The following is a 21316-nucleotide window of genomic DNA, read 5'->3' on the forward strand; positions in this document are numbered from 1 at the left end:
CTGCGCCCATGTCACCCACGGCGATCATGAAGCCGGCTGGAAACGCTCGTGCGCTGGGATCGGCGCTCGCCCTCCTCGTCATGATTGCCTCGTTCGGCTGCGACACGGTGGCGACGCTCGTCGCGCCCGCGGTGCCGGTGGTCATCGAGAAGGCGACCGCGCCCGGGGAGCCCGCCGCGCCCGAGGATCCTGCCGCGCCCGAGACGCCCGAGAGCCGGAAGTGCTGCTTCCGGAGCGGCGAGGGGGCCGCGAAGGTGTGCGAGAGCCAGGAGCGCTGCTGCTCCGGCAGGTACGACCGCAGCGCGTGCGAGGACTCGGGCGGTCTCTGGTTCAACAGCGCCGACGGCTGCGCCGGCGCCTGCTGAGCGTCTGGCTCGTTCCTGCACCGGGTGCGCGAGCTCGATACCGACGCCCTGCTCCGGCTCGTCCAGCGGGCCACGGGCCATGTCCCGTCGTCGATGGTCCCGCTGCGCGGGGGCGTGTCGTGCCGGCGCTATCTGCGCGTCGTGACGCCGGCCGGGACGGCGGTCGCGATGTTCGCGCCGAGCGCGGGGGCCGACGGCGTCGCGGTCGGCGCCGCTCCCCCGCGGTGGCCGTTCCTGGAGGTGCGCGCGCTCCTCCGGGAGCGCGGCGTCCGGGTGCCGGCGCTGCTCGCCGAGGACTGCGAGCGCGGCCTGCTCCTCCTGGAGGATCTCGGGGACGCGACGCTCTCGGCCTTCGTCGAGCGCGCGCCCGCCCGCCGCGCCGAGGTCTACGCGCTGGCCGCGCGCGATCTCGCCCGGGCGCAGCGGGCGCTCGCGGCGCTCCCGAGCGGCTCGATCGTCGACGCGTGCGCGCTCGACGAGACGCTCCTGCGCTGGGAGCTCGACCATTTCCGCGCGTGGGCGCTCGACGCGCGCGGGCTCCGGCTGGGCGACGCCGCGCGGGCCGAGCTCGACGCCGTCTCGGAGCGCCTCGCCCGGCGCATCGCCGCGTGGCCGCGGGGCTTCGTTCACCGCGATTACCAGAGCCAGAACCTCATGGTCGTGGACGCGGCGGGCGGGGGCCTCGAGATCGCCTGGCTCGACTTCCAGGACGCCCTCCTCGGCCCGCGCGCCTACGATCTGGCGACGCTCCTCAACGACAGCGCCCAGGACCTGGATCGCTCCTTCGTCGAGGCCCGGCTGGACGACTATGCGGCCGCCGCCTCGCTCGACCGGCCGGCGCGCGACGCGCTCGGCCGGGAGTTCGATGTGCTCACGGTCCAGCGCAAGCTGAAGGACGCCGGGCGCTTCGTCTTTCTCGACCGCATCGGCGTGGATCCGACGTACCTGCGCTACGTCGAGCCCGCGCTGGTGAGGGCACGCGGCGCGCTCGCGAGGATGGGCGACGACGAGGACATGCGGGTGCTGGCGCGGCTCATCGCTCCGGCGTGAGAGAATTGAACGCAAAGGCGCAAAGACGCAAAGACGCAAAAAAGACGAGAGAAAAGGGGGGAGTGTTGCCCTCGAATGCCATGTCGACGACCGTGGCCATCTCGTCGCGCTCATCCCCGTCTCTTTTTTGCGTCTTTGCGTCTTGACGCCACGGACTCAATCGACAACCCGGGGACCCGGCCGATGAGCTGGACGGCACGCTCGGATCCAGGTGGCCGCCACCCGGACGTCCGCCAGACGAGGGCAACCGGTACACGACCGTCGCCTGCTCCTCGTCGATCTCCACCCGTGCCACCAGGGTTCGGATCAACTGACGGCGCCCCTGCCAATCGAGGTGCTCCAGACCCTGCCCAACGCGCTCGGCGAAGTCTTGCAGCCGCGTGACCACGGCGCTCAGGACCGCGTTGTGGGAGAGCCTGTCCTCGGCTTCCTTGGCGGCCTGCTCTGCCCTTCGGATCTGTTCGCGCAGGCGCTCGGCGCGCGGCCGCAGCTCCTCCAAGCAAATCGCGCCTGCCTCGTAGGCATCCAGCAGCCGTTTGAGGCTGCGCTGGTGGTGGACGACCCATCGCTCGGCTTGAGCGCGCTCGAGCTGCGCATCAGTCGCGGCGCCGTCGTCGGCACTGCGGCGCAGCCACTCCTCTTCGAGTCGTTCGGGCTCTTGCAGCACCTGCCGCACCGAATCCCAGACCTGCGCGTCCAGCATCTCGGCGCGTACCGAGGGGTTGTTGCAAGCACGCGCAGCTCCGTCGCGCACCGCTTGCACACTGTTGCAGCAGTAGTAGCGGTAGATGACCGAGCTCGACGGCTTCGAGACCGATCGGCCGCAGAAGGCGTAACCACAGCGCGCGCAGACAACGAGGCCCTGCAGCAAGTAGCGTTGCCCTCGCGCGTGCCGCTGCGACAGCTGCCTGTTACGCATCATCTGCTCGCCCGCGGCGGCAAAGACCTCGGCCGACACGATCGGCGGCACCGGGATCGAGATCCACTGGTCGGCCGGTCTTCGCCGGAATGTCCTCGCACTACCGCGCGCTATCCGGAGCTTGCTCCGTCGAGGTCGAAGCGGCCGCGACTCAACCGACTCGCGCTTGCCGTAGGCGGCTTGTCCCATGTAGGCCGGGTTGCGGAGCAGCTCGTACACCCTTGCCCCTCTCCAACAGCCACCCCTGGGTGTCGGGATCTGCTGCGTGTTGAGCCGGCGCGCGATCGCCTGCAGAGGCATCTGCTGGTGCACGAAGGCGTCGAAGATGGCGCGCACGACGTTCGCCTCCGACCGCACGACCTCGTAGTGCGCCGACTCGGCATCCGAGCGACGCACGTAGCGGTAGCCATACGGAGCGGTCGACAGCGGGTTGACCATCCCTTGCCTGGCCCGGTGCAGCTTCCCGCGACGGCATCGCTCCGCGAGCCGCGCTCGCTCGTACTCGGCGAGCATCCCTTGGACCTGAACCAGCAGCTGGTCCTCGGCGTTCACCCCGGACGCGCCTTGCAGAAACACGACCGTGACGCCGCGTGCAGAGAACTCTTCGAGCAGCAGCACCTGGTAGGCGTAGCGTCGCGCAAGTCGGTCGGGGCTGTGGACGTACAGCAGATCGACCGCCCCCTCGGCGATGCGGTCGCGAAGCCGCTCCAGCGCCGGCCTGATCAGCGTTGCGCCGCTGCACCCATCGTCGACGTACACGTCTGCCGGCAAGACGTGATGGCCATCGGCCAAGGCTCGCTCCTTCAGCGCCGCCACCTGGCTGTCGACCGTGGCCTGCTTGGTCTGCCGATCCGACGAAACACGCGCGTACAGCGCGACCTTCTTCATGCAGCCTTCCCTCCCTTGCCACGCGCTCGAGGCACCTCAGTCGGCTGTCGCCGCGCCAGCGCGTCGACCTCCGAACGCACCTCGCGCCGGGTCGGCGGCACCACGATGGCGTAGGCCAGCTTCAGCTGCTCCGCCGACCGGTGCGTGGGCTCAAATGTGACCTCGATGCGTCTGCTGCGCCGCATGCCGCGCGGCCTAGCAGGCGCGCCACGGGCCTCAGCCAGGCGACGTGATGCGCCCCGACTCAGCCACCGCTCCCCCCGTCTCCGCCGCCAGGCTTCCGAGCTCGGCAGGCGCGTGGTGGCCTACAGGACGAGCGGGCGATCGAAGCCCGCCACTGGAATTTGTCGATTGAGTCCGTGCCGTCTTTGCGCCTTTGCGTTTGAATCTGACATGCCCGGCCGCCGGCCGGCCGGATCTCGGCCTCGGGCGCTGTGCGCCTCAGAGCTCCGACGCCTCGAGGAAGCGCTGGAGGAAGGTGACGGCGGCTTGCTCTCCTGGCTCCGGGAAGCCCCCGAACATCGCGAACTGGTGCCATACCCAGTCGGCGTGAAGATAGGTATCCTTCTCGCTCGCCTCGAGCGAGGAGCACACGTGATCCCAGCGCGGGTTCGCCCCGGGGAGATAGCCGCTCCTGTCGGGCGGCAGGCTGGTCAGGCGCGCTTCCCTGGAGGGGCCGGGGAGCTTCCGCTGGAGCGCCGCGTTCGCGTCGAGCTGGTGGCCGCCGGTCATCCGCAGGCGGCGCGAGGCGTCGCCGCCGAGCCAGCGCACGAGCAAGGCCTCGTTCTTGGCGATGCCGCGGGCGTCGAACGCGAACACCTCGCTCACGCGGTCCTTGTTGGCCGCGAGCGCCTGCCACAGGGCCAGTCCGCCGGCGCTGAAGCCCGCGAGCCCGAGCTTGCCGAGCCGTGGCCCGCCCTGTCCCGTACCGATCTTCCGCGCGCCGCAGAGGAAGCGGAGCGCCGCCTCGGCGAGGCCGGGCAGGCTCGCGGTCGTGGCGGCGCCGAAGCTCGCGCCGCTCGGCCACGGGTGCAGCATGACCACCGCCCTGCCGCTCGCGGCGAGCGCCTCCTCGAAGCCGCAGCGGACATAGACCCAGCGGGACTGGTCGCGCGGATCGCGCTCGAACACGTCGCGCGCCCAGAACGAGGCGCCGGGAGACGGGTCGGGCGCGAGCAGGTATCGATTCAGCCCGAACATCTCGTGGCGCTGGTCGATTCGGGTATGGGCGTATCCCTCCGGCCGGTAGAACACGAGGGCCGAGATCCCGCCGTCCGGCGGCGCCTTGCAGGCCTCCGGGATGCTCGCGAACCAGATCTTCGGATCTCCCGCGGTGGCGGCGAGGGCCACGAGCTCGGTCCCGGGCCGGTGCTCGCGCTGGTACTCGTCCGCGTACCCGGCGTAGGCCATCCAGAACGGGGTGATATCGACGAAATCCGTCCTGATCTGGGCGAGCGCGAGGCCGGGCGCGGATTGCACGTCGACGAGCGGGTGAGCCTGCCCGAGCGCCGGGTCCGGGGCGGGGCTGAGCGCCGTCCCGCCGCCCGCCACGTCGAACGCCTGGTCGACCGACAGGACCTCTTCCTCCAGGGCGGGGACGTCCTCGAAGGCGTCGAACGCCGCCGAGAAGCGCGCGCTGAGCGCGACGCGCGACGCCCCGGCGGGGATCACGAACTCGCGCCGCCCCGGGCTCGCGCCGGCGAGCGGCAGCGGCGCGTCATCGACCGTCGCCTGCACGTCGGCGAGCGCGTCGGGCAGCAGCGGGCTGCCCGCATTGCGCCAGGTGACCCGGAGCTTCAGCGGCATGGGGCGGCCCCGACCGGACGGTGCGCGCGCGGCGCGGTGGCGCGGGCGAAGCGGAGCGGGCCGTCGCCGGCCAGGTAGGAATGCTGCGGGGCGGGGGGCACGGTGCGCCCACGATATCAAACGGCGCGGGAGGCGGGAAAGGCGCGGGAGCCGGGGGAGGACAGCGGGATGCGGGACGTCGAGAGGCTGACCCGGAGGACGTATCTGTCTGCTCTGTGTCGCTCAGCTCGTCGATGCGGGCCGAGGCGACGCGCGGCCGCGGGGCTCGTCCTGCCGTCGGCCGCGCGTCGTCCTTTCTCCGGTTGTCAGCGGTTCGCGCAAAATCCGAAGCTGGTGTTGGAGCCACGCACAATCTTGGCGTTCCAGTCCACCCCGACGAACACGAAGTTGCTGCCCTCGACGGAGTCCTTGACGTTCCAGCGGTTGTAGATGGTGCCGTCCTTTGGCACGTAGAGCTTCCAGGTGACGTCGCGGCTATCTTTGTTCGTCAGCGTGACGTTCTTGCAGTACCCGTTCGACCACGAGGACGACGTCGTGACGGCGACGTCGATATTGCCGCCCTCCACGCGTACGCCCGTCCCGGTGCCGCCGCCGGAGCCGCCTGTCCCGCCGGAGCCGCCTGTCCCGCCGCTGCCGCCGCCACCGCTGCTGCTGCTGGTCGTCGTGCTGCTGGAGCTGGAGCTGCTGGAGGTGGAGCTGGAGCTGGAGGTTGAGCTGCTGGAGCTGGAGCTGCCCTTCACCCGCGCGATGAAGCTGTCATAGCCGGCGACGTCGCCCGTCTGGGAGAGCATGACGATCGCGACGCCCATGTCGATGGCCTTGGCGACGTTGCTCTCGTTCAGCCAGGTGGAGTCGACGTTGATCGGGCCGCCGCCGAACGTGTACGCGTCCACGATGACGAGCGGCAGGCTGAGCGCGGTGGTGATCTCCTTGTAGGTGAAGTTGTCGATCTTGCCCGTGGTGAACGGGAATTGCTTGCCCGTGAGGCCGACGTACTTGACCACGCTGCGATCCCAGCCGTCGTAGAAGTCGCCGACCGACGACGCCCACTTGGTGGCCGACGGGCTGAACCACGGGCTGAAGTCGATGACCACCTTGCACGAGGGGCAGCCCGACTTGATGGCGCCGAGGATCTGGTTGATGTAGCTGTCGGACTCCGTCTCCGTGAGCGCGTTCTGCTGCGCCGTCTGCGAGAACTGGTACCAGTCCGGCTCGATGTGGATCAGCGCCTCGCGCCCTCCGAGGGCCGCGCCGATCCCCGCCGCCGCCTTCTGGTAGGCGCTCGCCATCGAGGCGATGTTGGCGCGCACGTACGCCGCGCCCCTCTGGCACAGCGGTGCGCCGCTGTTGCCGTCGCAATCGTTCTCGGACCCGAGCCCCTTCTTCGTCATGTCCGTGGCGATGTAGCCGAAGAAGTAGGGGGTCTTCCCCGCGTTGACGATCTTCTGAAGCTTGGTCTTGTGTGTGCTGGTGAAGCCGCCCGATTGCAACCAGTCCCCGACGGCGACCACATCGACGTTGGCGGGGCCGGACTGGGGCGGCGACCAGGTCTGGCTCCACTGCGGAGCGACGCCGAAGCGCATCTGCGATGCCGCCGCGGCCGCCGCTGCCTCATCGGCGAAAATCTCGTCCTCTTCGGAGCTGGAACCATCGTCCGCGGCAACGATGCACCCGCCGAGAGCGGCGAGCAGGCACGCAGCTGCCCCAGCACCGAAAAACGAACCCTTGATCTTCGTCATTGTCAATCTCCAAGTGACCGAGCGGCTCCGCGCCGCATCGGATTTTTCCACTCCCGAGTGCCAGCGTCGGCTTGGCACGGGGCGCTTGTTGAAAGGAAGGTTCGTAGATCGTAGCAACGGCCGGGCCATCGTCTCTCCAGCGCGGAGAACGCCGGTTCACGGGCGCATTCCGACGGTGCCTGTCCGCGAGAGATGGAGAGTGGGCCGATGGAGTGGATCGCCGAACCGGGGCACGGACGATCCACCGCGAACGGCCTGATTTCTCGGTGCGGGGCGCTGGCAAGCGGGTAGTCTGCGCCCGATGAGCCAGGAATGTGGAGTGAAGCGATGAGCGCGCCCGCGCTCATCGAGATCGAGGACGCCGAGGTCTTCCGCGGCGACACGCGCGTCTTCGAGGGGCTGTCGCTGCGGATCGAGCAGGGGGAGAACACCGCGATCCTCGGGCCCAACGGCGCCGGGAAGTCGACCTTGCTGCGGCTGCTCTCACGGGAAATCTATCCGGTCCACCGCGAAGGCTCGCATGTGCGCATACTCGGTCGCGAAAGGTGGGAGGTGTTCGCGCTCAGGCGCAGGCTGGGGCTCGTGTCGTACGAGCTGCAGATGGCCTATCCCCGGGGTGTGCGGGGCTCCGACGTGGTGCTCTCCGGCTTCTTCGCGAGCGCCGGGCTGCACGAGCACGAGCCGGCGACGGCCGCGCAGCGCCGGCGCGCCGAGGAGGTGCTCCGCGACCTCGGCGTCGCGCACCTCGGCGACAAGCCCATCGCGGAGATGTCCGCCGGCGAGCAGCGACGCTGTCTGCTCGGGCGCGCCCTCGTGCACGACCCGGAGGCGCTGGTGCTCGACGAGCCGACGACGAGCCTCGATCTGAAGGCCGCGTTCGAGCTCGTCGAGCTGCTGAGGCGCCTCGCGCGGCAGGGCAAGACGCTGATCCTGGTGACGCACCACGTGCAGGAGATCCCGCCGGAGATCGGGCGGGTCGTCCTGCTGCGGAGGGGCCGCGTCTTCGCCGATGGCCCGAAGCGCGCGGTGCTGACCGACGACAACCTGTCGCGCCTGTTCGACGTGCCGCTCACCGTGGTCGAGCGCGACGGGTTCTTCCAGGTCTTCCCCCGGTCGATCTGAGCGGCGTCTCGAGGCGTCTATCGCTGGGACGCGCGGCGCGAGCGGGAGCCGCTCGTCGCGCGTCAGTCAAATGGCTCACCCTGAATCGCGAGGACAGGTCATGACCATCGTGGCCTGGTACGGCGTGCTCCGATCGGAGGGCTCCGGGAGCAGGATCTCTCGATTGCAGCTTACTTCGTAGTTGTGCTCCACGGCGGTCGACCAATTGTTGACCGCTTCGTCGTAATTCTTCCACTCCAGGACGGCGGCGCAGGTGTTGGTCCGACAATCTACGTCGCGCACGTCAAAGCTCCCCGAGCCGACGGTGCGTATCTCCTTCAGCAGGGAAGCTCGTGCTTGGGGAGCCCACGTGGCATCCTCGGCCGCACGCTGATGCGCCGCGATGATCTCGCGATGGTGACTTTCTTTCTGGGCTTTCCACTCCACGGGGTCGGGCATCTCGGTACGCTCGTGGGAGTCCTTCTGATCCGAGTCTTGCTGCTCGTCTCGCTCTTCCAGCGCCGATAGACGCTGCTTCAGCTCCCTCAGGTCCGTCGCGCCGATCCCCGGGTTCACGCTGCTGATAGATCGAGGAACATAGCGCGTTCTGGATTCGCCGGCGACGGCCGTGCTCTTTCGCGACTTTTCGTCCGCGGCTTCACGGGAGACAATCACTGTCGCTATCGCACCGGCGAGAGCGCCCGCCAGAATGGGCATCATGGCCGAGATGACGCTACGAAAAGAAATCACGGACATCTCCTGTTGTTGGGATGCGGTCGACGAGGTCGAGCGCATCCGCTTCAGTAAACGGCGCGCCTGCTCGAATGGCGCCCGGCGCTGGGCTTCGATGTTTGATTGTAATGAATAGAAGGGGGCAACTCGGCGTTCCCTCTCGCGATACGCAGCTCGTTGCCCCCTTCTGGTGTTATCGCAGATCTTGTCTGCTAGTCCGCGGTGTAGTAGCCCCTGACGGTGCTCGCATTGGCCCCCTTCGGCGGCAGTTTGATGCGAATGTATCCGAAGTCCGCGTAGTAGGTGCTCGTCCAGTACGTCGTCGGCGGGCTGAGCGTGTAGTTTCCATTCCCCGACGTGCTCACCGGCGTGGTGCAGGCTCCACCCGTGGATCCATAGTACTGCACGCAGGTGGACGCGTCGACCTCGGCCGATTGACCCAAGATGCTGATGCCGCCATTGTAGCCGTGAATGTTCAGCGAGGCGATGTCCTGCTTACGGAAGCGATCATCGTCGGTAACCGGGCAAGAGACGCTCTCCGCGCCGCTCGTTGAACTGTTGGAGATGGCGCTCCCGATGGCAATCAAATTGCCGGTCGTGGTTCCATTTCCGTAGGCGCAGTTGGTCCCCGATACGCGCTCGTGCAGCGCCGCCGCGTCGGAGGAATTGGCCAGCGCTGCGCTTACGACCGCGCCGACGATGAAGAGGGGAATCGACTTGTACATTTAGCGTTCCTTCGAGGTTGTTAGACGTAATGGGAAGTGATGGTGATTGGAGCGCAAGCAGAAGAGCCCTGGCAGATTTACGTCAGAGCTCCTCAGCGTCAGCATGGACTCCGAGCTCGGCCCGCAGCGCGACGATCTTCCGGTCTTGCCTGTGTGAGCGGCCGCCATGGTTCCATGAGCGGAGACCTCTCGTGTCACGCCGAGCACCGGCACAGCGCCAAGTGACACGCTATGTTGTTGCAATTGGTGTGCCAGGCTCGTGGGCGCCCTGCCTCGGCCACGAGGGGAACCATCAGCCTCCCCAGGGCCTGCAAATGGCGCAGCAGGAAGCGATCGAGGTGCCGGTGCGGATGGTTGAGGGGCGGGCCCGCCACCTTTCCATGTCACGGTGGCGGCGTGACATGTCACGCGACATGTCACGATGGCGGCGTGACATGGAAAGGTGGCGGCGTGAGATGTCGGCACGAGCGGAGTCCCGCTAGCACGGGAGCCGGCGAGGCCGCGCGCAGGTCACCGCGTCTTCGAGGGATGCAGCTGAGCAGCTCGCCGGGGGGGGCGGCCTCAACGTCGCTACCCGATCTCCACCTTGCTCCACATGTCGCGCCGCATCCGCTCCTTCCGCCGGTCGGTCCGGGTGACGAGCCTCGCTGCGCCCCAGGCGGCGAGCAGCTGGCCCTCCTGGCCGAGGCCGGGCAGCACGCTCCGGCCGACGAGCAGCGTGCGCTCGATCGGCCCGCGGATCGGCTCCCCCGCGAGGCCGAGGTAGCCGGGCGGGTCGACCTCGAGCTGCCGCACCATCGGCTCGGCGCCCGGGGCGGCGCCCTTCAGCGCGGCGCGCTCGATGAGGCGGCGGCGCTGGCCGTCGTAGAGCCACACGGGCAGCCCGTCGTGCACCGAGTCGACGAGCACGAGGTGGCGCTCGAGGAAGGGGAGCTCGGCCGCGAGCGCGTCGAGCACCGCCTGGCGCGCCTCGAGCAGCGACAGCGGGCCCCGGTCGGGGAGCAGGATCTCCGCCACGAGCAGCGTGTCGGTCGAGGGAGCGGGCAGATCGCAGCGCTGGAGGTGGACCACGGGGCGCCCGGGCCCGGTCGGCCGCGTCTGCCGCGGCGAGCTCGGCCGGCCCCCGGAGGCGCCGTCGCTCGACACGCGCGGCGGCGCGGGCGAGCGGCCCGCCGACGCGGACGGGAAGGGGAACAGCAGCGCCTCGGGGCCGAGCGGCTCGGGCAAGCCCTCGCGGCGCACGATGAGCGACACGACGAAGCGGCCGACCGACGAGGTGATCCGCGGCCACTCGCGCAGCGCGCGCTTGTGGATGCCCTCGCCGCCCGAGAGGCTCGCGAGCGTCTCGCCGTCCATGTCGGTGATGACGAAGCTGCTGCCGTTCGGGTGGTCGTCGCCGTCGAGGACGACCCCCGCGGCGGTGCCGCGGCGGACGTGGACCGACGCGGCGCGCTCGTCGAGCAGGCAGCGGCCGCCGTGGGCGAGGATGCGCTCGACGAGGAACTCCTCGAGCTCCTCCTCGCCGCGCGGGAGCATCATCAGCCCGCGCGTCCACGCCCCGTGCAGGCGCGCGACCGCGAAGGGAGGCGGGAGCGCCGAGAGGTCGGTGGCGAAGAGGACGGACTGCGTGACGATCGAGCGGAACAGGTGGCCGCGCGGGAACTCGACGAGCAGGTCGGCGTCGGGCTCGGCGCGCGCGTACGGGAGCATGCCGGCGTAGCGCGCGGTCTCGCGCCGCTCCCAGAAGGTGCCCGGCGGCCAGAGGGCGTCGTGCGAGAAGGCGTCGTCCGCGGCGCCGTTGACGTGGGCGAGCTCGGCGTAGAGCTCGTCGACGACCCGCCGGAGCTCGGGGAACTCGCGGTCGATCTCGCGGCCGAAGAGGACCATGTCGGGCGGCACGTCGAGGCGCCGGCGCGGCGCGACGGCCTGCAGCATGGGCATGGCCGGGACGATGCGGCGCTTCCAGGTCTGCGACTGGGCGAGCTCGACGAGGAAGCGGCGCCACGCGGGCGAGGGCTCGGCGAGCATCGTGAAGGCGCGCCGGCGGAGGACGTGCTGGTCGAGGCGGTAGGTGGGCGGGCGCTCGCCGTGCCCGACGACCATCACGGTGAAGTCGCGGCGCGCGAGGAGCGCCGCGGCCGTGAGCGCGCCGATGGACCGGCCGAGGACGATGACGTCGTAGTGCTTGTGGATCACGCCCCTTCCCCGACTTCTCCGACCTCCCCGGCTTCTCCGGCTTCCCCGACGTTTCCGCGCGCAGGGCCGCCCTGGGCGAGCCCGAGCGCGGTCTCGACGCCGGCGAGCGTCGCACGCGCGCGCCCGCCCGGCACGTCAGGCGGCGCGATCTGGAGGCGCCCCTCGGCGATCCACGAGAGCGCGCGGATGAGCAGGGCGTGCTCCTGGACGAGGATGCGCGCGGCGAGCGCGTCGCGGTCGTCCCCGTCGAGCACGGGGACGGCGGCCTGCGCGAGGATGGGCCCGGTGTCGGTGCCGGCGTCCACGAGGTGGACGGTGCAGCCGGTGACGCGCACGCCGTGATCGAGCGCCTGCTGCTGGGCGTCGATGCCGGGGAAGGAGGGCAGGAGCGACGGGTGGATGTTCACGACCCGGTGCGGGAAGGCGTCGAGGAAGGTCGTCGTGAGCAGGCGCATGAAGCCCGCGAGGACGACCCAGGTCGCGCCCGCCTCGCGGAGGGCGTCGACGGCGGCGGCGTCGAAGCTGTCGCGATCGGCGAAGTCCCGGTGCGCGATGACCCGCGTGGGGACCCCGGCGCGCTCGGCGCGCGCGAGGCCCTCCACGTCGGGCCGGTTGGACAGGACGAGCCGGACGCGGGCGTCGAGGTGGCCGGCGGCGATCGCGTCGAGGATCGCCTGGAGGTTCGAGCCGCGGCCGGAGATGAGGACGCCGAGAGCGAGGGGGGGCATGGGGGGCAGATACTACGGCGGAGGCGGGCGCGGGAGAGATCCGGGGCGGAAGCGGCCGCCCGGCTCCCCCGGAGGGGCGCATCGAGGGCTGCGAGGCGACCTCCGGGCCGCTTGCGCTGTCATTTGCGGCTGCGCACGCTCGCGCCTCGCCGGGGCCGGGCCCCTCTGGCCGGCCACCTACCAATGCCGCGCCGCTCGGGGTAGGGTGGCGCCGCCACGATGTCGGAACGCCCGCCTGAGCCGACCCTTACCGCCGACGAGGCCGCGAAGCACCGGGCGAGGTCCTACCTCGGGCGGGTGATCTCGAAGCGCTACCGCATCGACGAGGTCATCGCGATGGGCGGCATGGGCGCGGTCTACCGCGGCGAGCACGTGCACATGCACAAGCGCGTCGCGATCAAGATCCTGCACCCCGACACCGAGCGGCTCCCCGAGCTCGTGCAGCGCTTCGAGCGCGAGGCCATCGCCGGCGCCCACATCCAGCACCGGAACGTCGCGACCGCGACCGATTTCGGCGAGGCGGAGGACGGCTCGTTCTTCCTGGTCCTCGAGTACGTGCGCGGCACGACGCTCCACGAGATCATCCGGCGGGGGCCGGTGCCCGCCGCGCGCGCCGCCCTGATCGCCAGGCAGCTCGCGGCCGCGCTCGACGCGACCCACGCGATGGGCATCGTCCACCGCGACGTGAAGCCGCGCAACGTGATGGTCGTCGAGCCGCAGGGCGACCTCGTGAAGCTCATCGACTTCGGCCTCGCGAAGGTGAGCGTCGATCAGCTGCGCCGGTCCGTCGGCTCGCCGGAGTCCGCGCGGGCGGGCGCGGACTCGCTCCCGGTCCGGCTCACCACGGCCGGCGTGATCTTCGGGACCATCGCCTACCTCGCCCCGGAGTCGGCGCTCGGGATGGATTTCGTCGACGAGCGCGCGGATCTCTACGCCCTGGGCCTGATCTTCTACGAGATGCTGGCCGGCAAGCACCCGTTCCTGGCCAAGGATCCGGTCGAGCTCTTCAACCAGCAGCGGAGCGCGCCCGTGCCGCCGATCGCCGCGCACTCGCCCGGCGTCGTGGTCCCGCCTGCCCTCGAGGCGGTCGTGCGGCTCCTCCTCGAGAAGAATCCGCGCGCCCGCTTCGGAACCGCGGAGGAGGTGATCGCAGCGCTCGACGACGCGTGCGCCGCGTCGGGGATCGCGGTGCACGAGCCGCGGGCGGAGATGTCGTCGAGGGGGGAGATGACGTCGGTGCCCGCGATCGCGGAGGTGGCGCGCGTGCCGAGCAACCGGCCGCCCGTGCCCAGCGCGCCGTCGGGCGCGCCCGACGCGAGCGCCAGCGGCTCCTCGGCGATCGTCCTTGGCGATTCGTGCCTCGTCTCGTTCAACGATGTCGCGGACGCGCTGGCGCCTGCCGCGGAGCGGGCGGCAGGTGAGCCGGCCGGGAGCGGCGCGAGCGCGAAGGAGGCGGAGAGAGCGCGCGCGTCAGGCGAGCTTCCGGAGGGTCGAACGGGCGGCGCCGAGCCGGTAGAGGCGGTGGACGGCGACGAGGACGAGGAAGACGCCCTCAGCCACTCGCGCCCGACGCCGGTGCGCAACACGCCGACCCTCGTCGCCGAGATGACGCGGGACTCGCGGCCGACCGCGGTGGGCGGCGCGGCGTTCATGGCGCAGGTCGCCTTCGCGCAGGAGGTCGCCAGGGCCGACGCTGCCTCCGCGGCCGACGACTCGAGCGTGCCGGACGACGCGCGCCCGACGACGGTGGGCGGCGCGGCGCTCATCGCGCAGGCCGCTTTCGCGCGCGAGGCCGCCGGCGACGGCGCTCCTGCCGAGGCCGATGACCAGCGTCCTCCGCACGCGTCGTCACCGCTGTCCGAGGCGCCGGCGCGGTCGCAGGAGTCGCCGGAGCTGAAGGAGTGGGCGTCGCTGATGTCGATGCCGCCGTCGCCGGAGGTACTGCCTCCGTCGCCGAGCGAGGAGGAGCGGTCCGTCGAAGCGCCTGGGGCGACGGAGGCAGCGGGGCTGGGCTCCCTGCGGCTGTCGCTGGACGACCTATTGCTGTCGTCGGGCAAGGCGGAGCGCCGTGCGGCCGAGCCCTCATCGAACAAGCCGTCGCCGTCGGCGGTCGTGGAGCCATCGCCGTCGGCTGCGGAGCCGGCGTCATCGAAGCCGCCGTCGTCGCCCGCAGCGGAGCGTGAGACATCGAAGCCGCCGTCGGCGGAGCGTGAGACATCGAAGCCGCCGTCGTCGCCAGCGGCGGAGCGTGAGACATCGAAGCCGCCGTCGTCGCCGGCGGCGGAGCGTGAGGCATCGAAGCCGCCGTCGTCGCCAGCGGCGGAGCGTGAGACATCGAAGCCGCCGTCGTCGCCCGCAGCGGAGCGTGAGACATCGAAGCCGCCGTCGTCGCCAGCGGCGGAGCGTGAGACATCGAAGCCGCCGTCGTCGCCAGCGGCGGAGCGTGAGACATCGAAGCCGCCGTCGGCGGAGCGTGACACATCGAAGCCGCTGTCAGCGGAGCGTGCATCGTCGAAGCCGCCGTCGTCGCCAGCGGCGGAGCGTGCGCCATCGGAGCCGCTGTCCTCATCCGCTGTGGAGCCGGCATCCGTCGCGAAGCCGGCGTCGTCGAAGCCGCCGTCCGGGGCCGGCGCGGAGCCGGCGTCATCGCCGCCGCCCGCGCCGTCCGTGAAGGCGCAGCCGCCGCAGAACGAGCCGGCTCCCGTGGCGCCCGCGTCCCCGCCGCCGGACGAGCCGCCTGCAGAGGATGCGGCGCCCGTCTCGGAGCCGACGTCCGAGCGGATGAGCGGCTCGCGGCCAGCCTTCGCCCCGACGCTGCTGCGGGAGCTGGAGGCCGCCGAGGCAGAGCGCGTCGCCCAGGAGCGCGACGAAGAGGCCAGGCGGAAGCTCGCCGAGGAGGCAGAGCGCGCCGCGCGCGAGCGCGAGGAGGCCGCGCGCGAGCGCGAGGAGAAGGCCAGGCGAAAGCGCGAAGCCCGGGAGGCTCGCGCGTCGCGGCTGGGCCCCGAAGGCCTCGGCGGCCGCGTGGGCCGGCTGGCCCCGTACCTGGGCGGCGGTATCCTCGCGGCGGCCGTGATCGCGGCGCTCGCCAGCGGTGGGCGCGCCCCGCCCGAGCCGGAGCCCCAGCTCGGCTCCGCGAGGCCTCCCGCGAGCGCGCTCGCCACGAGCGAGCCGGCCCTGGCCGACGCCGCCGCCGTCCCCGAGACACCCGCGCCCACGGCGCCGGCGCCCGAGGCCGCTGCGCCGGCGGCGCCCGACGCGCCGGCCGAACCCCCGCCCGATGAAGCGGCCCGGAAGGCGCTCACCGACGCTGTCAAGGCGCGCCGGTGGGTGAAGGCCGCCGATGCGATCCATCAGCTGGCGGAGCGCGATCCGACGGCGCTCCGCGAGCGCGCGCTCGCGATCGCGGCGCGCAATGTCGCCATCGCCATCGCGAAGACGGGCGAGGAGCACGCCGACAAGGTCTTCGACGCGCTCTCGAGCCGCTTCGGGACGGCGGGCATCGACGTGCTCTACGAGATCGTCGAGACCCGCGGCCGCTCCACGCCGGCCACCCGGGCCGCGAAGCTGCTCCGCGATCCGGAGATCGCGGCCCGCGGGACCCCCGCGGTCCGGATCTCCTTCGAGCTGCGCGACGCCACGTGCGGCGAGAAGCTCCCGTTCCTCGAGCGCGCCGTCTCCGAGGGGGACGAGCGCACCCTCGTCGTGCTCGAGACGACGGTGAGGCCCTGTTACAAGAAGAACCGGGCGATCGACGAGGCGATCAAGAAGCTTCGATCGCGGCTCGAAGGCGGGTGAGCTCGCGCCGCGCGGCCCGCGCGGTCGCTCGGCGCATCCCGGCCCGCGCGCCGCGCATCGCCCTCGCCGGCCCGCTCATCCGAACAGCACGCGCTCCTCGAACGGCACGTCGCCGACCGGCACCACCTCGCCGAGCACCCAGGCCTGCTCGCCGCTCTTCGCGAGCGCCTCGATGGCCCGGTCCGCGGCGCCCTTCTCGACGACCGCGACCAGCCCGACGCCGAGGTTGAACGTGCGCCGCATCTCGGCCTCCTCCACGGGGCCGCCGCGCTGGAGCACCTGGAACACCGCCGGCCGCTGGTAGGAGCCGAGGTCGAGCCGCGCGCCCAGCCCCTCCGGCAGCACGCGCGGCAGGTTCCCCGGCAGGCCGCCGCCCGTGATGTGCGACAGCCCCCGGACCGCGTCGCCGCAGGCCGCGAGGAGCGCCGTGATCGCGCGGGCGTAGATCCGGGTCGGCGTCAGCAGCGCCTCGCCCACGGTGCCGCCGAGGTCGGCCACGCGGTCGCTCATCGTGAGGCCCATCTCCTTCTCGAGCACGCGCCGCGCGAGCGAGAAGCCGTTCGAGTGCAGCCCGCTCGACGCCACGCCGAGGACCGCATCGCCGGCCGCGATCCGCTTGCCGTCGAGGATGCGCGAGCGCTCGACGACGCCCACGGCGAACCCGGCGAGGTCGTACTCGCCGTCCGCGTACATGCCCGGCAGCTCGGCCGTCTCGCCGCCGATCAGCGCGCAGCCGGCCTGCTTGCAGCCCTCGGCGATGCCGCGGACCACGGCTTCGCCCACGTCGACGTCGAGCTTGCCTGTCGCGAAGTAGTCGAGGAAGAAGAGCGGCCGCGCGCCGACGGTCAGCACGTCGTTCACGCACATCGCGACGAGATCGATGCCCACGGTGTCGTGGACGCCCGTCGCGAACGCCACCTTCAGCTTGGTGCCGACCCCGTCCGTGCCGCTGACCAGCACCGGCTCGGACAGCCCGCCCGGCAGCGCGCACAGCCCGGCGAAGCCGCCCACGTCGGCGAGCACCTCGGGGATGCGCGTCGGCTTCGCGAGCCGCTTGATGCGCTCGACGAGCGCGTCCCCTGCATCGATATCGACCCCGGCTTCCCGGTACGTGACGCTCATGGCAGGCGCATCCCACACCTCGGCGGCAAAGGGAAGCGGGCTCGCTCTCCGGCTCCAGCCTCCGGGCGGCTCCGGGGTCGGCGGGCGGCCGGGCTCCCCGTGCCGCGGGCGCCGCCGCCGGCAGACGCGCCACCGCATGGCCGGGCGAGCGCTCGTGCTTCCCCCCAACGTACGGCGAAAGCCCGCTCTACCAGCGCACGACGAGCGGCACTTCTGCGGGGAACTGGTGAGATTGCCCCTCGTGACCGTGATCCCACTCCAGCTCGAGAGAGCAGGTCGCCCCACGATCGACCGAGAGCATGCCCTGGTCCACGAACCAACGCACGCCCGACGAGAGCGGCGGGCTCTCCGCTGGCAGTTGCAGACGTACACGCGTCAGCGTCCGGCGCGCGCCACGATGCGATCGCGCCTCGATCGGGGTGGTCCGCCTGATGGTCCGGGGCGCCACGAATATCATGGGCTCCGCCAAGGACCCTCGCGGCGTCACGATGGGCATGCTCATGCCCGCCGGCATGTATTTCGGCCTGTAGTCCCAGGTCTCGAAGGGCCAGTCCCCGGCGCCTCCGGCATCGATGGTCCTGAAACAGATGCCAAACGGGCATGCGCCGGTCTCGGCCCAATGAATGCGTTCGTGTAGCCCGAGCGGCCGAACGATTTCGGTCTGCAGCTCCTCCAGATCGTGGACGCCGAGGACCTCGAAGAACGCGTTCTCGAAGGCCGCGCACGCATTCGCGGTCCCCTGACCTTCATGCACCGCGTGACGGCTGAAGCTCAGGCCGAACTCGGCGAGCATCCGCTCGACGATGCCCACGTCGGGCGTCGCAAGGAACACATGATCGACTTCCCAGCTCATAACGCCTCGGGTCGGGCCGGCGACCGGCCGGCCTGCCGCTCGTTCCTCCGGCGAAGGTTGTATGGCATCCGCAAGCGTCTTGACGTCGCGTGGATGGGCTCCTTGGGTGACCAGAACGGCAACAAGCGATGCGAGCGCATGAGCTTCAGAATTCCACCTCGCCTTCCATCTAGAAGACGCAGGCATCCTCCATCTCGACGCGATCGCCGAGCAGCCGGCACGTCATTTCTCCACCTCGCCGCGATGCCTGAAAGGCGTGAAACTCGCTCTTGTGCAGTCGTTTGGCCCAGCAGGGTGTGAGAATGCAGTGAGCGCCCCCGGTCACCGGATCTTCCGGGACGCCTTTCGCCGGAGCGAAGTAGCGGCTCACGAAATCAACCTCGTGATCACTGCGCAGCGGGCGGAGGGAGCTTGATCTCCGCAACGTAGCATGACGTGCAGGAGGGGCCCTCGCCGTTGGGCTGGATTTCACGGTAGGAGATGCTGCGCTCGAAGATCACGAGCTCGCGTTGCGTGTCGGCGTCGATGACGCTCACCGAATAGACGTCCCCGTCCTCGAGCTCCGTGTCGACGTCCGTCGAGAAACGGATCGAGAGCTCCCACTCTGCGTTGGTCGGGTCGACGTCGAAGAGCGAGAAGCCGAAATGCCCGCCATCAATGTCGGCGTTCGCGCCGCTGGCAGGGCCCGGCGAGCTCGGCAAATCACCCGGAGCCGAGCCGAGCGTCGCTTCCCCGCAGCGCCCGTTCCAGCAGGCTCGGACCTCGATGTGCGCCGGCGTATTCGCGGCGAGCCCGATAGGCCCCGAGATCTGGACGCCGTCCTCGCAACCGACGTCGTTACCGTTGCACAATGGACATCCGGCGATGAGCGCGGCGATCGCGAGGAGGGCCGTCCCGGCGGCGGCCGCGCGCAGCACCGCCCGGCCGCGCCAGCCGCCTCCCGCTCGGGTGTCCCCACGCCGCGACGAGGACGGCTCGAGTTTCCGGATCGCTGCAGCCAAGGTGTCGGTTCCCTTCATGATACCCTCGTTCACGCTGGCCAACGCACCGTGGGGTGGACGGCCCTTCGATGTGGTGGCAGCCCAGCCGGGCTGGCGATAGGCAGGTGTCGAGGATCTCATTCACGCACGGGATGAGCAAGTTAGATCCACACCCGCGGGGCGCAGTGGGATGACCCAGCACGATTCCGGCAGGCGACGCCCGTGAGCGGCGTGCAGACGTCGTCCTGCGGCGCCCCGTACGCCCGACGTTGCTTCGGGGTATGCTGCCGCGGTCACGCATCGTGGCTCGCGCCAAGGAAACCCCATGAGAGTCGGCGTCGCTGTCACCCTCCTTGTCTCCTCTTCCTTCCTCGCCGCCTGCTCCGACGGCGGCTCCTCGGCCGGAGACGGCGGGACCGGAGGAACGCCCGGATCCGGCGGCGTCGTCGGCACGGGCGCCGCCGGCGCGACGGGGACGGGCAGCTCGGCAGGCGCGGGCGGCGCGGGCCCGGGCGAGCCGATCGATCTCTGCGCGGGCCTCGTGCAGGACAGGGAAGCGCGCCCGATGACCGAGCTCGCCAGGCCGGCGCTCGGCGAGGCCGTCACCGACGCCGAGTTCGGCACCACGATCCGCCGGATCACGGCGGTCGCGCCGGACGGCGGGAACGACCCGGTCATCAAGCCGATGTACTCGACCATCTCGGCGTGGAACGCGGACGAGTCGAGGCTCATCCTCTTCTCGGTCGCGGCCGGCGAGCACCAGCTCTACGACGGCAAGACGTACCAGTTCATCGAGGCGCTCGACATCTCGCCTGCGGACGTCGAGCAGGTGTACTGGCACACCTCCGATCCCGACGTCCTGTTCTACGTGGACGACAAGGACTTCATCCGTTACCACGTCGGCGCCGGGACGAAGGAGGTCGTGACGACGTTCGACTTCTGCTCGGGCGGCGCGAGCGCGGGCAGCGACCCGCTGTTCATGTCGTGGGATTCGAACCGCATCGGCCTCACGTGCGACGATCAGGTGTTCATCTATGATATCGGCCAGAACACGGTGCTCGCCAGGAAGGCGCTCGACGAGAACCCCGCCCAGGTCGCGCCGAGCGGGACGCTCGCGTTCCTGAGCGACAGCGGCGGCGTGACCGATCCGCAGCTGAACGTGGTGCGTACGCTGGACCTGCTGGAGCCGTACGGCCACGCGTCGCTGAGCCTGGTGAACGGTCACGACACCTGGAACGGGGCTGTCTACGATCCCGGTCCCGGCGGCAATGACGACATCGGGCTCCTCGTCACATGGGATCTCGCGGAGGGCACCTCGAAGGTGGTCATCGGTCCGGAGACGGGGTGGCCCTACCCCCCGACAGGGCACATCTCGGGGATGGCGTACAAGCGGCCGGGGTGGGTGTTCGTGTCGTCGATCGGCGATACGTCGGGCACAGGGGCGCTCGACATGGAAAACCTGATCGCCGACACGAGCACGGGCAAGGTCTGCCGGATTGGCCGCCACCGGAGCTGGGGCAAGGAGAACACCCACCTCGCCGAGCCGTACTGGGCCGAGCCGCACACCGTGCCCAGCCCGAGCGGCACGCGCGCTGTGTTCGGGAGCGACTGGGGCAACGGGGATACCGTCGACGCCTACGTGATCGAGCTGCCCAGCTACACGCCGTGACGACGGGGCGCGACCGGCCGCGCTGGCCTGCCAAACGTGCCCCCGGTCGTACCGGTGCCGCCGGTCGCGCCCCCGCTCCCGCCGCCGCCGGAGCTCGGGTCCGAGGGTGAGAAATCCCAGCCGAGAAAGGCAATGCAAACTCCGGAGGGAAGCGCAGCGTCGAGCGCGCCGTTCGCCCTTGTCTTGCGCGCCGCGACCGACATTCTACGCGCCCATGTCCGCCACGCCCGAGCCCGCTCCTCCCCTGGTCCTCGTCGCCGCCGCCGTCATCATCGAGCGCGGCCGCGTCCTGCTCACGCAGCGCAAGGCGGGCGCGCACCTCGAGGGCGCGTGGGAGTTCCCCGGCGGCAAGGTCGAGGCCGACGAGGATCCGCGAGACGCCCTGATCCGCGAGCTGCGCGAGGAGATCGGCGTCGAGGCCCAGGTCGGCGACATCGTCGAGGTGACCTACCACCGCTATCCGAAGAGGCCGGTGCTCCTCCTCTTCTACGCCGCCGCCCTCGCCGAGGGCTCGCCCGCGCCCGCCGCGCTCGACGTCGCCGACGTGCGCTGGGCCGAGGCGGCCGAGCTCCGGGACGAGCTCTTCCCGCCCGCCGACGTCGCGGTGCTCGCCAAGGTGCGCGCGCGGCTCGCGGGAGCCTAGCCCCG

16 protein-coding genes and 1 pseudogene are annotated in these 21316 nt (G+C 70.9%); 6 read left to right on the top strand and 11 right to left on the bottom strand.

What is annotated here, in order from left to right:
- Positions 1-8 precede the first annotated feature (8 nt).
- Positions 9-365, top strand: coding sequence for a hypothetical protein (locus tag WMF27_RS43135; RefSeq protein ID WP_437943558.1), 357 nt, complete (start codon positions 9-11; stop codon positions 363-365).
- 24 nt (positions 366-389) lie between these two features.
- Entirely contained in the window at positions 390-1415 is a 1026-nt protein-coding gene (locus WMF27_RS43140; protein ID WP_437763049.1) for an aminoglycoside phosphotransferase family protein, read from the top strand.
- On the opposite strand, the gene WMF27_RS43145 is transcribed toward WMF27_RS43140, so the two are convergent.
- From WMF27_RS43145 to WMF27_RS43155, 3 genes are all read right to left on the bottom strand, one after another.
- Positions 1399-3222, bottom strand: a complete 1824-nt coding sequence (locus WMF27_RS43145; RefSeq protein WP_437763048.1) for a recombinase family protein — start codon at positions 3220-3222, stop codon at positions 1399-1401. The two genes, WMF27_RS43140 and WMF27_RS43145, sit on opposite strands and share 17 nt — an antisense overlap.
- A gap of 441 nt (positions 3223-3663) precedes the next feature.
- On the bottom strand, positions 3664-5028 hold the full coding sequence (locus WMF27_RS43150; protein ID WP_437763047.1) for a hypothetical protein: 1365 nt from the start codon (positions 5026-5028) through the stop codon (positions 3664-3666).
- A 305-nt stretch (positions 5029-5333) separates the two neighbouring features.
- Positions 5334-6767, bottom strand: coding sequence for a cellulose binding domain-containing protein (locus WMF27_RS43155; RefSeq protein WP_437763046.1), 1434 nt, complete (start codon positions 6765-6767; stop codon positions 5334-5336).
- A 327-nt stretch (positions 6768-7094) separates the two neighbouring features.
- Here WMF27_RS43155 and WMF27_RS43160 point away from each other — a divergent pair, with 327 nt between their 5' ends.
- Positions 7095-7889: an ABC transporter ATP-binding protein gene (locus WMF27_RS43160; RefSeq protein WP_437763045.1), complete on the top strand. Its 795-nt coding sequence runs from the start codon at positions 7095-7097 to the stop codon at positions 7887-7889.
- Between the two features lie 75 nt (positions 7890-7964).
- On the opposite strand, the gene WMF27_RS43165 is transcribed toward WMF27_RS43160, so the two are convergent.
- The 4 genes from WMF27_RS43165 to purN form a co-directional block, all read right to left on the bottom strand.
- The gene (locus tag WMF27_RS43165; protein WP_437943559.1) at positions 7965-8618 is read right to left on the bottom strand and encodes a hypothetical protein; all 654 of its coding nucleotides are present in this window, start codon (positions 8616-8618) and stop codon (positions 7965-7967) included.
- Between the two features lie 194 nt (positions 8619-8812).
- Positions 8813-9325: a hypothetical protein gene (locus WMF27_RS43170; protein ID WP_437763043.1), complete on the bottom strand. Its 513-nt coding sequence runs from the start codon at positions 9323-9325 to the stop codon at positions 8813-8815.
- A 570-nt stretch (positions 9326-9895) separates the two neighbouring features.
- Positions 9896-11521, bottom strand: a complete 1626-nt coding sequence (locus WMF27_RS43175) for an NAD(P)-binding protein (protein ID WP_437763042.1) — start codon at positions 11519-11521, stop codon at positions 9896-9898.
- Positions 11518-12249 carry a phosphoribosylglycinamide formyltransferase gene (gene purN, locus WMF27_RS43180; RefSeq protein WP_437763041.1) on the bottom strand — a complete coding sequence of 244 codons (732 nt, stop codon included), beginning with the start codon at positions 12247-12249 and terminating at the stop codon, positions 11518-11520. The genes WMF27_RS43175 and purN overlap by 4 nt, the downstream gene beginning before the upstream one ends.
- 219 nt (positions 12250-12468) lie before the next feature.
- Here purN and WMF27_RS43185 point away from each other — a divergent pair, with 219 nt between their 5' ends.
- Positions 12469-16044 (top strand): protein kinase domain-containing protein, encoded by a 3576-nt coding sequence (locus WMF27_RS43185; RefSeq protein WP_437763040.1) that lies wholly within the window; start codon positions 12469-12471, stop codon positions 16042-16044.
- Positions 16045-16119: 75 nt separating this feature from the next.
- Here WMF27_RS43185 and purM read toward each other — a convergent pair whose 3' ends face one another.
- From purM to WMF27_RS43205, 4 genes and pseudogenes are all read right to left on the bottom strand, one after another.
- Complete coding sequence (gene purM / locus WMF27_RS43190) at positions 16120-17166, bottom strand: phosphoribosylformylglycinamidine cyclo-ligase (RefSeq protein WP_437763039.1); 1047 nt, start codon at positions 17164-17166, stop codon at positions 16120-16122.
- A 187-nt stretch (positions 17167-17353) separates the two neighbouring features.
- A complete protein-coding gene (locus tag WMF27_RS43195) occupies positions 17354-18019 on the bottom strand; it encodes a VOC family protein (RefSeq protein ID WP_437763038.1) in 666 nt (221 codons plus the stop codon).
- A gap of 169 nt (positions 18020-18188) precedes the next feature.
- A pseudogene (locus tag WMF27_RS43200) lies at positions 18189-18401 on the bottom strand (PhzF family phenazine biosynthesis protein); the annotation flags it as partial.
- A 4-nt stretch (positions 18402-18405) separates the two neighbouring features.
- Positions 18406-19038: a hypothetical protein gene (locus WMF27_RS43205; protein ID WP_437763037.1), complete on the bottom strand. Its 633-nt coding sequence runs from the start codon at positions 19036-19038 to the stop codon at positions 18406-18408.
- A 286-nt stretch (positions 19039-19324) separates the two neighbouring features.
- On the opposite strand from WMF27_RS43205, the gene WMF27_RS43210 reads away from it, so the two are divergent.
- Both WMF27_RS43210 and WMF27_RS43215 read left to right on the top strand, forming a co-directional pair.
- Positions 19325-20668 carry a hypothetical protein gene (locus tag WMF27_RS43210; protein WP_437763036.1) on the top strand — a complete coding sequence of 448 codons (1344 nt, stop codon included), beginning with the start codon at positions 19325-19327 and terminating at the stop codon, positions 20666-20668.
- A gap of 214 nt (positions 20669-20882) precedes the next feature.
- Positions 20883-21311 (top strand): (deoxy)nucleoside triphosphate pyrophosphohydrolase, encoded by a 429-nt coding sequence (locus tag WMF27_RS43215; RefSeq protein ID WP_437763035.1) that lies wholly within the window; start codon positions 20883-20885, stop codon positions 21309-21311.
- The last annotated feature ends 5 nt before the right edge of the window (positions 21312-21316 follow it).

This window comes from Sorangium sp. So ce281 (genome assembly GCF_051527395.1).
GTDB lineage: Bacteria > Myxococcota_A > Polyangia > Polyangiales > Polyangiaceae > Sorangium > Sorangium cellulosum_B.